General features: G+C 49.0%; 12 protein-coding genes. 8 read left to right on the top strand and 4 right to left on the bottom strand.

All coding sequences use genetic code 11. The features are described from left to right. The first annotated feature begins 209 nt into the window (after positions 1–209). Positions 210–881, top strand: coding sequence for a GGDEF domain-containing protein (locus QUD54_RS01840; protein ID WP_286337262.1), 672 nt, complete (start codon positions 210–212; stop codon positions 879–881). Between the two features lie 71 nt (positions 882–952). Here QUD54_RS01840 and QUD54_RS01835 read toward each other — a convergent pair whose 3' ends face one another. Continuing rightward, a complete protein-coding gene (locus QUD54_RS01835; protein WP_286337261.1) occupies positions 953–1171 on the bottom strand; it encodes a cold-shock protein in 219 nt (72 codons plus the stop codon). Between the two features lie 318 nt (positions 1172–1489). Here QUD54_RS01835 and purL point away from each other — a divergent pair, with 318 nt between their 5' ends. The 4 genes from purL (at position 1490) to QUD54_RS01815 (ending at position 6754) form a co-directional block, all read left to right on the top strand. Further along, complete coding sequence (purL, locus tag QUD54_RS01830) at positions 1490–3700, top strand: phosphoribosylformylglycinamidine synthase subunit PurL (protein WP_286337260.1); 2211 nt, start codon at positions 1490–1492, stop codon at positions 3698–3700. Between the two features lie 68 nt (positions 3701–3768). Further along, positions 3769–5304, top strand: a complete 1536-nt coding sequence (purH, locus tag QUD54_RS01825) for a bifunctional phosphoribosylaminoimidazolecarboxamide formyltransferase/IMP cyclohydrolase (protein ID WP_286337259.1) — start codon at positions 3769–3771, stop codon at positions 5302–5304. A 173-nt stretch (positions 5305–5477) separates the two neighbouring features. Further along, positions 5478–6380 (top strand): DnaJ C-terminal domain-containing protein, encoded by a 903-nt coding sequence (locus QUD54_RS01820; RefSeq protein WP_286337258.1) that lies wholly within the window; start codon positions 5478–5480, stop codon positions 6378–6380. Next, positions 6380–6754 (top strand): heat shock protein transcriptional repressor HspR, encoded by a 375-nt coding sequence (locus tag QUD54_RS01815; RefSeq protein WP_286337988.1) that lies wholly within the window; start codon positions 6380–6382, stop codon positions 6752–6754. Before QUD54_RS01820 ends, QUD54_RS01815 begins: the two co-directional genes overlap by 1 nt. 3 nt (positions 6755–6757) lie before the next feature. Here QUD54_RS01815 and murA read toward each other — a convergent pair whose 3' ends face one another. Together murA and QUD54_RS01805 are read right to left on the bottom strand one after the other, a co-directional pair. Next, complete coding sequence (gene murA, locus QUD54_RS01810; RefSeq protein WP_286337257.1) at positions 6758–8020, bottom strand: UDP-N-acetylglucosamine 1-carboxyvinyltransferase; 1263 nt, start codon at positions 8018–8020, stop codon at positions 6758–6760. A gap of 2 nt (positions 8021–8022) precedes the next feature. Further along, positions 8023–8445, bottom strand: coding sequence for an NUDIX hydrolase (locus QUD54_RS01805; RefSeq protein ID WP_286337256.1), 423 nt, complete (start codon positions 8443–8445; stop codon positions 8023–8025). Positions 8446–8537: 92 nt separating this feature from the next. Here QUD54_RS01805 and QUD54_RS01800 point away from each other — a divergent pair, with 92 nt between their 5' ends. The 3 genes from QUD54_RS01800 (at position 8538) to QUD54_RS01790 (ending at position 11572) form a co-directional block, all read left to right on the top strand. Then, positions 8538–8972, top strand: coding sequence for a hypothetical protein (locus QUD54_RS01800; protein WP_286337255.1), 435 nt, complete (start codon positions 8538–8540; stop codon positions 8970–8972). 87 nt (positions 8973–9059) lie between these two features. After that, complete coding sequence (locus QUD54_RS01795) at positions 9060–9431, top strand: rhodanese-like domain-containing protein (protein ID WP_286337254.1); 372 nt, start codon at positions 9060–9062, stop codon at positions 9429–9431. Between the two features lie 248 nt (positions 9432–9679). After that, on the top strand, positions 9680–11572 hold the full coding sequence (locus tag QUD54_RS01790; RefSeq protein WP_286337253.1) for a bifunctional diguanylate cyclase/phosphodiesterase: 1893 nt from the start codon (positions 9680–9682) through the stop codon (positions 11570–11572). A 7-nt stretch (positions 11573–11579) separates the two neighbouring features. Here the strand turns inward: QUD54_RS01790 and QUD54_RS01785 are convergent, their stop codons facing one another. Further along, positions 11580–12173 (bottom strand): TetR/AcrR family transcriptional regulator, encoded by a 594-nt coding sequence (locus tag QUD54_RS01785; RefSeq protein WP_286337252.1) that lies wholly within the window; start codon positions 12171–12173, stop codon positions 11580–11582. Positions 12174–12251 lie beyond the last annotated feature (78 nt).

The following is a 12251-nucleotide window of genomic DNA, read 5'->3' as shown; positions in this document are numbered from 1 at the left end:
CTTCGGTGGTGCGTATATCTAAATAAACCGGTTTATGTTGTATAAAATCCATGATCCGTCTTTGGAAAACAGAAGAAAATTTTCTCTGTTTTCCACGGCGACTTTTTCTTCTTTTTGGCCTTCAAAACCATTGCATTCCATAGCTTTTGAAAGTATAATGTTTTAAACAGAAACAGAATCGATTATGCCCAGGAGAGGAAAAAAAACTGGTGTCAATAGCCTTAACGACCATTCTCCTTGTATTGACAATTTCCGCGTTTTTACTATTTTATCTCAAACAGTTCAAACAGCTCAAAGCATATAGAGAAGAAAATGAGCAGCTAAAAAAAGCCCTGCACGAGAGTATGCGGCTAGATGATGTCACCGGTGCCTACAATTATGCCTTTTTCGTCAAGATGTCGAATATTCAGATCAAGCAGGCCAGAAGAAGAAAATGGCCGATGAGCCTTCTTGTCGTGGATATCGATGCTCTGGAGAAGATCAATGTTCGAAAAAGTTTTGCGATCGGAAATACCGTTTTGGAGCATCTTTACAAAAGTATCACGTCATGCGTAAGGGAGAGCGATATAGTCGGGCGTTTCGGTGGCTCCGGCTTTTTCATTCTCTTGAGCGACTGTGCCGAAAAGGATCTTCCCAATATCATCTCTCACATTCGCAGATGCATCGAAGATTCTTCATGCCAAATCAACGGTAAACCACTTGCTTACGATATACATTGTGGGGGTGTGACGATGCATGGTGTCCACATCTATCTTAACACGATGCTGACGATCGCCGAGAATGCCTTGGACAGTGCGAAAAATCGAGGTGTCGTCTATGCGATTGCCGATCATAACGGCGTGATAGTCAAAACCGGAGAGTTGGACAAACTGAAAGAATGATGGTTCGAGTTGATAAAAGAAAGTAGGGTAGCAGGAGATAAAGCAGGGCGAAAAACCGCCCTGTTCAGGAATTAAAGCGGAGTGACGTTCTCTGCTTGAGGACCTTTTTCACCCTGTCCGATGGAGAAAGTTACTTTTTGACCTTCGTTGAGTTCGACGCGGCCGAAACCTGTGTTGTTGACTTGACGGAAGTGTACGAATACATCTTTCCCACCATCTTCAGGCTGGATGAATCCGTAACCTTTTTCGCTGTTGAACCATTTGACGGTTCCGTTGATAATATCTGCCATGGCGATACCTTTTTGTATTGAAATTTGAAAAGTGTTTGGAAGCTATCTTGCGGGTTAGAACTCTAATTCGAAGGGTCGAGGTAGAACGATCACACACAAAGACGAGAATCTAAATCATCTTTCTGGAAAGAAGTATAGCTGAATACGATGAGGAAAGCAAGCTTTTGGAAAATTTTCTTCGATTGCTCCTCGAAATCTGAAAAGAACTCCCGAACCAAACAGCGAAGCCTCTTTCATAAACTTTTCATTTTAACTCATACCAAGCACTCTTTTATTATAATATCCCCAATTTTGAGATTTTAATGCAAGGGTACCCGTATGCAACAGGATATCGCCGAGATTTTGAAGGCACACAAACTTTCCGAAGAGGATTTCGAACATATTAAAAAGATATTGGGGCGGCTTCCGAATATCGTAGAAATTGGTATTTTCAGTGCAATGTGGAGCGAGCACTGCAGTTACAAGTCGAGCAAGAAATATCTGCGCGGCTTCCCGACCGAGGCGCCGTGGATAATTCAGGGGCCGGGCGAGAATGCCGGTGTTATCGATATTGGTGACGGTTATGCGGCGGTTTTCAAGATGGAGAGTCACAACCATCCGAGTTTCATCGAGCCCTATCAGGGGGCGGCAACGGGTGTCGGCGGTATTTTGCGCGATGTTTTCACGATGGGTGCGCGCCCGGTGGCGAACCTCAATGCCCTTCGTTTCGGACGTGTCCGCGGTGATGACCAGTCGGCAGCCTATCAGCGCCACCTCGTGCGCGGCGTCGTCGCAGGTATCGGCGGGTACGGCAACTGTATGGGTGTTCCGACCGTCGGCGGCGAAACGTTCTTCGACGACAGCTACAACGGCAATATTCTCGTCAACGCCTTTACGTTGGGTATCGCGAAAGCGGACGAAATCTTCTACGGCAAAGCCGAAGGTGTCGGCAACCCGGTTATCTATGTCGGTTCCAAAACCGGCCGCGACGGCCTGGGGGGCGCGGTGATGAGTTCCGACAGCTTCACCGAAGAGTCCAAATCGCTTCGTCCGACGGTACAGGTCGGTGACCCTTTTACCGAAAAACTGCTGCTCGAGGCGTGTCTGGAACTTTTCAAGACCGACTATGTCGTGGGTATCCAGGATATGGGTGCGGCAGGTTTGACCTCCAGCTCGTTCGAGATGGCGGGGCGAAGCGGCAGCGGTATGCGGATGGATCTGGACAAAGTGCCGATGCGCGAAGAGGGGATGACACCGTACGATCTGATGCTGAGCGAGTCGCAGGAGCGGATGCTGATCTGTGCGCGCAAAGGGACGGAAGATAAAATCATCGAAATTTTCGAAAAGTGGGAGCTCGATTGTGCGGTGATCGGCGAGGTGACCGATACGGGATTGATGGAGCTCTACTGGCACGGGAAGAAGGTGGCTGAAGTGCCGGTCGATCCGGTCAGCGAGGAGGCGCCGGTACTCGACCGCCCGACGGCACGCCCGAAATATCTGGATGAGATCAAAGATATTGATATTGACAAATATGAACTCCCCTCCAACCAGGAGGCGTTCGAATCGCTGGTCAAATCGATCGAAGTTGTCGACAAAGCATGGGTTTACGAGCAGTACGACTCGATGGTGCAGACCAACACGATCAAAAACGGCGGAAAACTCGATGCATCGGTGATCCGCGTCAAGGAGAACGGCCGTGCGATCGCGATGAGTTCCGACTGTAATCCGCGCTACTGCTACATCGACCCCAAAGGGGGTGCGGCGGCGGCGGTGATCGAGTCGGGCCGAAACGTTGCGATGAGCGGTGCACGTCCGCTGGCGATTACCGACTGTCTCAACTACGGCAATCCGGAAAACCCGGAGGTGATGTGGCAGTTCGCGCAGGGATGCGAAGGGATCAAGGAGGCGTGTGCGAAACTGAATACGCCGGTGACGGGCGGCAACGTCTCTTTATACAATGAAACCAACGGCGTCAGCGTCTTCCCGACCCCGACGATCGGCATGGTCGGCGTCAATGATTCCCAGCACAATGTGCTGCCTTCATCTTTTCAGGAAGAGGGTGACAAACTCCTGCTTATCGGCGAAACACGCAGAGAGTTCGGTGGCAGTCTCTATCTCAAAGAGCTCTTCAAAGTCACGGGCGGTACGCTGCCGCAGATCGATTACGATAAAGAGCTGGCACTTTGGGATCTCGTGATCGAAGCGAACAAAAAAGGGTTGCTGAAAGCGGCGAAAGATCTCAATGTCGGCGGTTTGGCCATCGCAATCGCGAAAATGGCGGCAGTCGGCGGTATGGGGGCCGATGTCAAAGCCGATCTTGGTGAAGATATCAACATTTTCAGCGAGAGCTTCGCACGTGCAGTGCTCGAAGTGGCGTCGGAGAATGTCGACGCTGTGGCTGAAATGGCGAAAGAACGGGGATTGAAGTGCGAGGCGATCGGATCGGTCGGCGGCGACAAAGTGAAACTCAACGACGTCGAAATGTCGATGGAGAAGCTGAACGATCTCTACTTCAATACGTTCAAGCGAATTATCGAACAGGATATCTGACCTTTACGTCGTAGGCCCACCCGGGCCGTTTTCATGAGAATGCAACAATAAAGAAGAAGGACTGGACAATGGCACGAGCGTTGGTGAGTGTAAGTGACAAAACAGGTGTGGTGGAGTTTGCCAAAGGGCTGGAAGCGCTCGGCTTCGAGATCGTTTCGACCGGCGGTACGCTGAAGGTTCTCAAAGAGAACGGCGTCAAGGCGATCGATATCAGCGAAGTGACGAAGTTTCCGGAGATGTTTGACGGGCGTGTCAAGACGCTGAATCCGTATGTTCACGGAGGTATTTTGCATCGGCGCGATCTTGAAGAGCATGTCGAGACGGCGAAAGCGCATGGGATTGTCGGAATCGACCTGGTTTGCGTGAATCTCTACCCTTTCAAGGCGACGATCGAGCGTACCGACGATTTCGATGAAATCATCGAAAATATCGATATCGGCGGGCCCGCGATGGTGCGCAGTGCGGCGAAGAATTTCAACGACGTTATCATCGTGACCGATCCGAACGACTACGTGCCGGTGCTTGAAGCGCTCAAAAACGGTCAGAATACGCTTCAGATGCGCCGTGGCCTCATGATCAAGGCGTTCGAACATACGGCGGCGTATGACAGTATGATCGCCAACTATATGAATAAGCGCTTCAACGAAGGTTTCGGAGAAAAACAGTTTATCGTCGGAAACAAAGTTTTCAACACCCGTTATGGCGAAAACCCGCATCAGAAAGGTGCGCTCTACGAGTTCGACGACTTTTTCAGCAAAAACTTCAAAACCCTCAAAGGTGAAGCGAGCTTCAACAACCTTACCGATATCAGCGGTGCAGTGAAGATCGCAGCGGCATTCGGGGATGAAAACGCCGTCTGTATCGTCAAGCACGGAAACCCATGCGGCTTCGCGATCCGCGACAACCTGATCGATGCTTACGTCGATGCGCTCAAGTGTGACCCGGTATCGGCTTTCGGCGGTGTCGTGGCTGTCAACGGTGTCGTCGACAAAGCATTGGCTCAGAAGATGAACGAGATCTTCCTCGAAGTGATCATCGCCGGGCAAATTACACCGGAGGCCCAGGAGGTGTTCGCTTCCAAGAAGCGTATCAAACTCTTCGAGTACGGCAGCGACAAGCTGATCGTCAGCGATGACGCGTACGACTTCAAACACATTTCCGGCGGTTTTGTCTACCAGGATGCCGACAAAGTGAAAGAGGAAGAGATCGAAAAAGCCGAGTGCAAGTCAAAACGACAGGCGAGCGAGCAGGAGATGAAAGACCTGGAAATCGCCTACAAAGTGGCGGCTCTGACCAAGTCAAACTGCGTCGTCTACGTCAAAAACAGTGCAATGGTCGCCGTCGGGATGGGGATGACGAGCCGAGTGGATGCCGCGCGATGTGCACTTAAAAAGGCGGAAGAGATGGGTCTCGACGTCACGGGTGCGGCGATGGCGAGCGAAGCGTTCTTCCCGTTCCGCGACTCGATCGATGCGGCGGCGGCCGCGGGCATCAAAGCCATTATCGAGCCGGGCGGTTCGATCCGTGACGACGAGGTGATCGCAGCGGCCGACGAACACGACATCGCACTCTACTTTACCGGCGTACGCCACTTTCTTCACTAAACCTCTCTACTTCCCGGTGCGGAGATTCCGCACCGTGCCACTCACTCCAATTTGTCCAAAACCGAATGAAAAAGAGAGTAGGTATGATTATGTTTTTATGATCAAAGTTGATTGACTTTGACTAAACTATTGTGATATAATTATGCAAAATTGGTTAGTTGGAAGGAGTGGGCATGAGTAAAAGCCTCTATGAAACATTGGGTGTTAGCGAAAACGCAAGCGCCGACGAAATCAAACGTGCCTATCGGAAATTAGCGAGAAAATACCATCCCGATATCAACAAAGACCCTGAAGCGGAAGAGAAGTTCAAAGAGATCAATGCTGCGTATGAAGTTCTGAGCGATCCTGAGAAGAAGAAACAGTACGACCAGTTCGGCGATCAGATATTCGGCGGTCAGAACTTCCATGATTTCGCGCAGGGACAGGGTGCCAATGTCGACCTCGACGAGATTCTCCGCAACATATTCGGCGGAGGGTTCGGCGGATTCGGCGGCGGTTCCGCACGCGGGGGATTCGGTGGATTCAGCGGTGGCGGATTCGGCGGATTCGACATGGGTGGCATGGGTACGCCCGATTTGGATATCCATGCGAAGATCACGATACCGTTCAATGTCGCGGCACTCGGAGGAACCCACAGCATCTCCGTCAATGGTGAAAATTTCGATATCCGCATTCCCGCCGGTGTCAAAACCGGGGAGACCTTGCGTATCCGCGGAAAAGGCAAGAGTTACAATGGACAGCGTGGCGATCTGCTTCTGAAAATCGAAGTGGCGCCGAGCCCTGAATACGAGAGACGAGGGGACGACCTCTATAAAACGATCGATATTCCGTTGAAAACAGCAATGTTCGGTGGAAAAATCAAGGTTCCTACATTGGAGAAAGAGATCACGCTCAAAGTTCCGAAAAACACCAAAAACGGTCAGAAATTCCGTGTCAAAGGGCTGGGTGTCATGAATCGCAAGACGAAAGTGAAAGGCGATCTCTACTTGATTGCCAACATTGTCTTGCCGAAAGTCGAGGATCTCGACCCCGAACTTGCTAAAATGATGGAAGAGAAACTTCCGGGAGGTGAATGATGCACAGTTATGATGAACCGGTCTATTTGATCAGTGTAGTGGCGAAGGTGTTGAATATCCATCCCCAGACACTCAGGCAGTATGAGAGGGAAGGGCTTATCGAGCCTTCACGGACACAGGGGCGTATGCGTCTCTACTCACAGCGCGATATCGATCGTATCAAACTGATTTTACGTCTGACGCGCGAATTGGGTGTCAACCTTGCGGGTGTGGATATCATCATGCAGCTCAAAGAGAAGATCGATGCGATGCAAAAAGAGATCGACTCGTTGAGAGAAGAGCTCGAGAAAGCCAACAACGATACGGTCATTCCGAGTCATCGTGCCATTATCGCCAAAAACAACTACGAAATCATCATCTTCGAAGAGGAGTAGAAACTACTCCTTCAATCTTTCAAGGTCGACACCGAGACCTTTCAGTTTCTCATGTAAGCGTTCGTATCCACGGTCTAGATGATAAATGCGGTGGACGTTCGTAACGCCGCTTGCCGCCAGGCCACCCAGAACGAGTGCGCTGCTCGCCCGCAAATCGGTCGCCATTACATCTGCACCGAGAAGCTGGATCGGGCCGTTGAGGGTTGCGGTATTGCCTTTGAGGTGGATACTGGCACCCAGCCGCTGAAGTTCGCTCACATGCATAAAACGGTTTTCGAACAGCCTCTCTTCGATGATGCTCACCCCTTCGGCCTGGGTCGCAAGTGCCATGAACTGGGCCTGCATATCGGTGGGAAATCCTGGGTACTCCGTCGTGGAGATCTCGAACGCTTTGAGCCTGGCAGCCGGATAGATCGTCATGGTTTTTGTATCGTTTTCGATACGGCATCCCGCTTCATGGAGTTTGGCCGTTACGGCGTCAAGATGGTCGGCCCGGACATTTTCGAGTCTGATAGAGCTGTAGGTGATGGCTGCGGCACAAAGATAGGTGCCGGCTTCGATACGGTCGGGAATGATCGAAAAGGGTTGGAAACAGAGTGGTTCTCTGTCGGTTCCGTGTATCGTCAGCTCGTCGGTACCGATTCCTTCGATCTGTAGCCCCGCATCACGCAGGACTTCGCACAGCTGAACCACTTCGGGCTCTTTCGCCACATTGATGAGTTCCGTTTTTCCCTTTGCCAGGGCAGCCGCCATAATGATATTTTCACTGCCGGTTACGGTCACTTTGTCGAAAATGATACGCGCTCCGCGAAGCCCTTCCGGGGCGGTAGCAACGACGTAACCGTTTTTGATTTCGATGAGTGCACCCATCTGTTCGAGTGCTTTGAGGTGCAGGTCGATCGGACGCTGCCCGATGGCGCAGCCGCCGGGCAGGCTCACCTCGCATCGCCCGAAACGTGCCAGAAGCGGGCCGAGAACCAGGATAGACGCACGCATGGTCTTGACGATGTCGTAAGTCGCGGTGGTGTTGGTGATCTCTTCGTTGTCGATACTCAGAGTATGTTCTTCGAAAACGAATTCGCTTCCGAGTTTGCCGAGCAGTTTCAAGAGGGTACGAATGTCGGCGACGTCGGGAATGTTGTCGATGGTACAGGGTTCGTTGCATAGAAGGGTGGCTGCAATGAGAGGGAGAGCGGCGTTTTTGGCACCGGAGATCGTAACGGTCCCACTTAGACGTGAGGGGCCGGAAATCGATAGGTAATCCATGATCAGCAGGTTTCCTTGTGGTGGAGATAATCTTTCAATATTTTTTCGTGGTCGAAAACCAGCCGTTCCCATGGAATGGCCGAAAGATGAAAAAGTTTTGCCGTTTTGGCATCGTCGCCGCCGACGGGAATGCCTTCGGCATGGCTGACGAAAACGACCGAAGCCGTATGAAAGCGCGGGTCCCTCTTCGGATCGGAGTAGACACCCAGCAGATACCTCAATTCGATATCGAGCCCGGTCTCTTCCTTCATCTCTCGGATACAGGCATGTTCGACACTCTCTCCGACTTCGACGAATCCGCCGGGCAGGGCGATCCCGTGTGGACGGTTTTTTCTTTCGATCAGAACGATCCCCTGAAAATCGCCTTTTCGGTCGAAACATTCGATAATGCTGTCGGTGGCGAGATAGGGTGTCTTGATGGACATATGTTTCCTTGATTCCAACTACTTAATGAAGTGTTGATTTTACCATAAAAAGTCGATAGAATAGGGTAATATTTTTTAATATGGAGCAGGAAATGAGTAGTAAAATCGACCGGCTCAAGGCACTGGCAAATGAAATTTCATCCTACGAGATCGAACGCAAAAAGAATCTCAAGCGTCTGAAAGAGCTCTTCGCTCAGCTCAAACTCTCCGGAAAAGTCATGGATTTCAAAGAACTTTTCGATTTCAAAGCGATCAATCTTTCCGGGATTTCGCTGAATCAGAAAACGATCGGCAAAATATCGGAGGGGAAATATGCCCAGATCATCGCGATAACCTATATAGAGGAGGATGGAAAAAAGCGGGCAAAAAACATAAGTCTCGGCTATTTCGGCAGGGTGGAGAATCTCGATGAAGTGTTGAAAGACCAGATTGTCGAATTTATTCTGAGATGGCGTCTTGAAAAGAGCTTCATGGGTGTCGACCGCTATCGTACCCTTCTAAAAAATTTCGACCGAGACGAAACATAGCTTAAATTGAAGAAATAGTTTCGTTTGTTTAATACATTTGAGAAGATTGATGATAAAATTGCGCAAAAATTCGCAAAAGGAAATAGTATGACGCCCGAAGAGATCAGCAAGGCGGTCCACATCCGTCCGACCAAAGAGATGCTGGAAAACGGAACGATGAAGATTATCGATATCCGTACCGAGATGGAGTGGCGGCAGACCGGAATAGTTCCTGGCGCGAAATGTATTACGTTTTTCGACGATTTCGGAAATTACGATGTAGACAAATTTCTCGAAGCGTATCATGAAATTGCGGACAAAGAGACGCTGGTAGGGCTTATCTGCCGTACGGGAAGCCGTACCCGCATGGTCACGAACTTTCTCCGTCAGAATGGCTACAATGCCGTGAATCTCGATGGCGGTGTCTTTTACCTCAACACCATCGGTTTCGAACTGGTCCCCTATACACCTGATAACTGAAATTCCATGTAATTTCCTGCCGGCAATGAGTTGCATCCGAAGAGATGCCGGCAGGTTGGCTTTTATACTTCCAATGTAAATCTTCAATGTGATACCGATGAATACGCGTCTGTCGGCACACTTTCCTTAAGATTTAGATAATCAAATTTTATATACAATTGTTGAAATCCACAAATAGGGTATCTCTTGAAACTTTGCTTGGCACAGCCTTCGAAGGAGAATGTATCCTATAGATACAAGGTTTTAATTTGACACTCTATAAGCAAATCGGAATTTATGTCTCCGTGCTTCTCTTGTTGCTTCTCGGTGGTGTATTGGGTATCAATTTTTTCAAAACGAAAAGTTATATCGAAGAACAGCTCAACGTTCAAGCGAAAAATACGGCTTTTGCGTTGAGTCTTTCCATCGGAGCGGTCAATGGAGAGAAAGAGAAAGTTCGGGAGATCATCGATACGCTTTTCGAGAGTGGGGCTTATTCGCTGATAGAGTTTGAAAGTATGGAGAGACTTCCTGTCTATCGCAAAACGAAAGAACCGGATATCGGTAATGTACCTTTCTGGTTCGCCGATTTTGTCGGCATTCATACAATGATTGCCGAAAACTTTGTAGATGGGAAGAATAGATCCTTCGGTGTCGTTCTCGTACGGGCGGACAAAGCAGACGCATATACACAGCTCTTCGAACTTTTCAAATATACACTCTATCTTTTCATCTTTTTCGGCGTTTTGGGGCTCGTGATTCTTCATTTCGTTCTCGGTATTCTGTTACGTTCTTTGGAAAATATCCGAAATCAGGCTGAGGGAATCAGCCATAACCGTTTTATAATCCAAAAAGAGCTTCCAACTTCTCCGGAGCTGAAAAATGTGGTTATCACGATGAATTCGATGGTGAAACGGGTCAAAGAGCTCTATGAAAGAAGTTCCGAAGCGATGAAAAAATGTCAGGATACACTCTATTACGACTATCTTACCGGCCTTTTCAACCGGCGCTATTTTCAGGTTAAACTGCCTGAATACCTGCTGGCAAACGACAGCCGGTCGCGTGGTGTACTGGTTTTGATTCGAATCAACGGGATTCCGTATGCCAATAAAAGAGTAGGGCACAAGAGAGTGGACGATATTTTTATGCGATTCACATCGATCTTGCAAAAATCGTGTGAAATGGTCCATGAACCCATCATATGCCGTATCAACGGTACAGAGTTTGGATTGGTACTGCCGGTTTACAATGCGATTACGGCAAAAGACCTGGCGGAAAATATCATTAAAGATTTTCTGGTTTTGAGTGACAGAAGTGGTTTGAGAGAAGTTCTTTATCTGAGTATCGGAATATGCGAATATGTGCGAAAATCACATGTGAGCGAGTTGTTGAGCTGTGCGGATGCAGCACTTTCGCAAGCGTCACTCTATCATGAGAACCGTATCGTCGCTTTCGATGGCAGTGACAGGCCTGCCGTTGTGGCGGGAAAGATGCAGTGGCGCCAGATCATCAGTAAATCACTGAAAGAGGGACGGCTCCAGCCCCATTTCGATCCGATCGTCGACCTAAAAACGAACAAAGAGGTCTCATATACACTCTCGTTCAACATTGCATACGAATCGAAAATATTGAAATATGGTGATTATGTGCCCGTTGTCATAGAGCTGGGTATGGAGTACGATCTTATGAATTTCGAGATCGAATATATGAAACAGCACCATTTTTCGCAGCAAACGATCTCTTTCGAGCTGATCGCGGACATGCTGGAGGAGAGCGATAAGTTTTTTCATTTCGAAAAGTCGGTGAAAGAGATTTCGAAAAATATTCGCGGACGTCTGTTTGTCGAAATATCGGAGTACGATCTGCTCTCTCTCGATCCGATTGTCGTGGAGCGTATATCCGCTGCTCTCCGGCGAAGCGGAATTCGTTTCGGAATCAACCATTTCAGCGCTGAAAACGGAGATTACAGCTATTTGAAATATACGGCTCCGGCATATATCAAAATGCATACATCTCTCTATCTTGACCTGGATACCGCTTCACAGAACGCTTTGCTTACACTTCTTGCCAGCCTTGATATCCAGCTGATCATCACCGGTGTCAGCAAAGAGGAGATACCCCATCTGATGTCGGCATCGATTCGCTACGTCATGTTCGCGTAACGCTGGCTCAAAGCGCTACACTCTCCCAGAAAAAATCGGCATGTTTTTCAAACTGTGTCGCAATGGGTGCCGTCGATTTGGAATCGATGCGTAGCAGCGACACCTGGAGCCTGATGTAGAAGAGGGGAGCGAGAAACTCCTGCGCCATGAACATCGGGTCTCCTGAACGTATCAACCCCTCCTGCATCATGATAAAGAGTGCCTTGGATAGCTGCTGAATATCCTTTTGGTGAAACTCCTGCAGAAAACTTTCCCTCAACCCCTTGTTTTGAAAAAGCTCGATCATCAACACTCTGAAGAGTTTCTCTTTCTTTTTGTCGAACGATATCAGTTTATAGGCTACAACGAACTGATGCAGAAACGACTTTCCTTTTTTCGCTTTCTCTTCCAGGTCTTTGAACTCGAAAGGGGTGACGAAAATCTCTGAAATGATCTGTTTGAGTATCTCTTCTTTGTTTCTGAAATGGTTGTAAATGGCACTTTCTCTAATTCCTACGGCAGCGGCGATTTTTCGCACCGATGCACCTCTGTACCCCTGCTTAGCGATCAATTCGATCGCCGCATCGATGATTTTCTGCTTTGTGTTTTTCTGTTTCGGCATTCTGTGAAATCCCCATATATTGGTTTTTGGTGGATGAACGACTGTTCTTTGACGACGCTATTATAGATGAACAATCGT

It is taken from the genome of Hydrogenimonas cancrithermarum (genome assembly GCF_030296055.1).
Classification (GTDB): Bacteria; Campylobacterota; Campylobacteria; order Campylobacterales; family Hydrogenimonadaceae; genus Hydrogenimonas; species Hydrogenimonas cancrithermarum.
Note: the sequence above shows the minus strand (reverse complement) of the source record. Positions and strands in the feature narration are given on the sequence as shown.

Excerpts from the sequence above, each read along its gene's own strand:
- QUD54_RS01795 (WP_286337254.1), top strand. The coding sequence starts at position 9,060 with ATGACGCCCGAAGAGATCAGCAAGGCGGTCCACATCCGTCCGACCAAA.
- murA (WP_286337257.1), bottom strand. The coding sequence starts at position 8,020 with ATGGATTACCTATCGATTTCCGGCCCCTCACGTCTAAGTGGGACCGTT.
- QUD54_RS01835 (WP_286337261.1), bottom strand. The coding sequence starts at position 1,171 with ATGGCAGATATTATCAACGGAACCGTCAAATGGTTCAACAGCGAAAAA.
- purL (WP_286337260.1), top strand. The coding sequence starts at position 1,490 with ATGCAACAGGATATCGCCGAGATTTTGAAGGCACACAAACTTTCCGAA.
- QUD54_RS01805 (WP_286337256.1), bottom strand. The coding sequence starts at position 8,445 with ATGTCCATCAAGACACCCTATCTCGCCACCGACAGCATTATCGAATGT.
- purH (WP_286337259.1), top strand. The coding sequence starts at position 3,769 with ATGGCACGAGCGTTGGTGAGTGTAAGTGACAAAACAGGTGTGGTGGAG.
- QUD54_RS01785 (WP_286337252.1), bottom strand. The coding sequence starts at position 12,173 with ATGCCGAAACAGAAAAACACAAAGCAGAAAATCATCGATGCGGCGATC.
- QUD54_RS01820 (WP_286337258.1), top strand. The coding sequence starts at position 5,478 with ATGAGTAAAAGCCTCTATGAAACATTGGGTGTTAGCGAAAACGCAAGC.
- QUD54_RS01815 (WP_286337988.1), top strand. The coding sequence starts at position 6,380 with ATGCACAGTTATGATGAACCGGTCTATTTGATCAGTGTAGTGGCGAAG.
- QUD54_RS01800 (WP_286337255.1), top strand. The coding sequence starts at position 8,538 with ATGAGTAGTAAAATCGACCGGCTCAAGGCACTGGCAAATGAAATTTCA.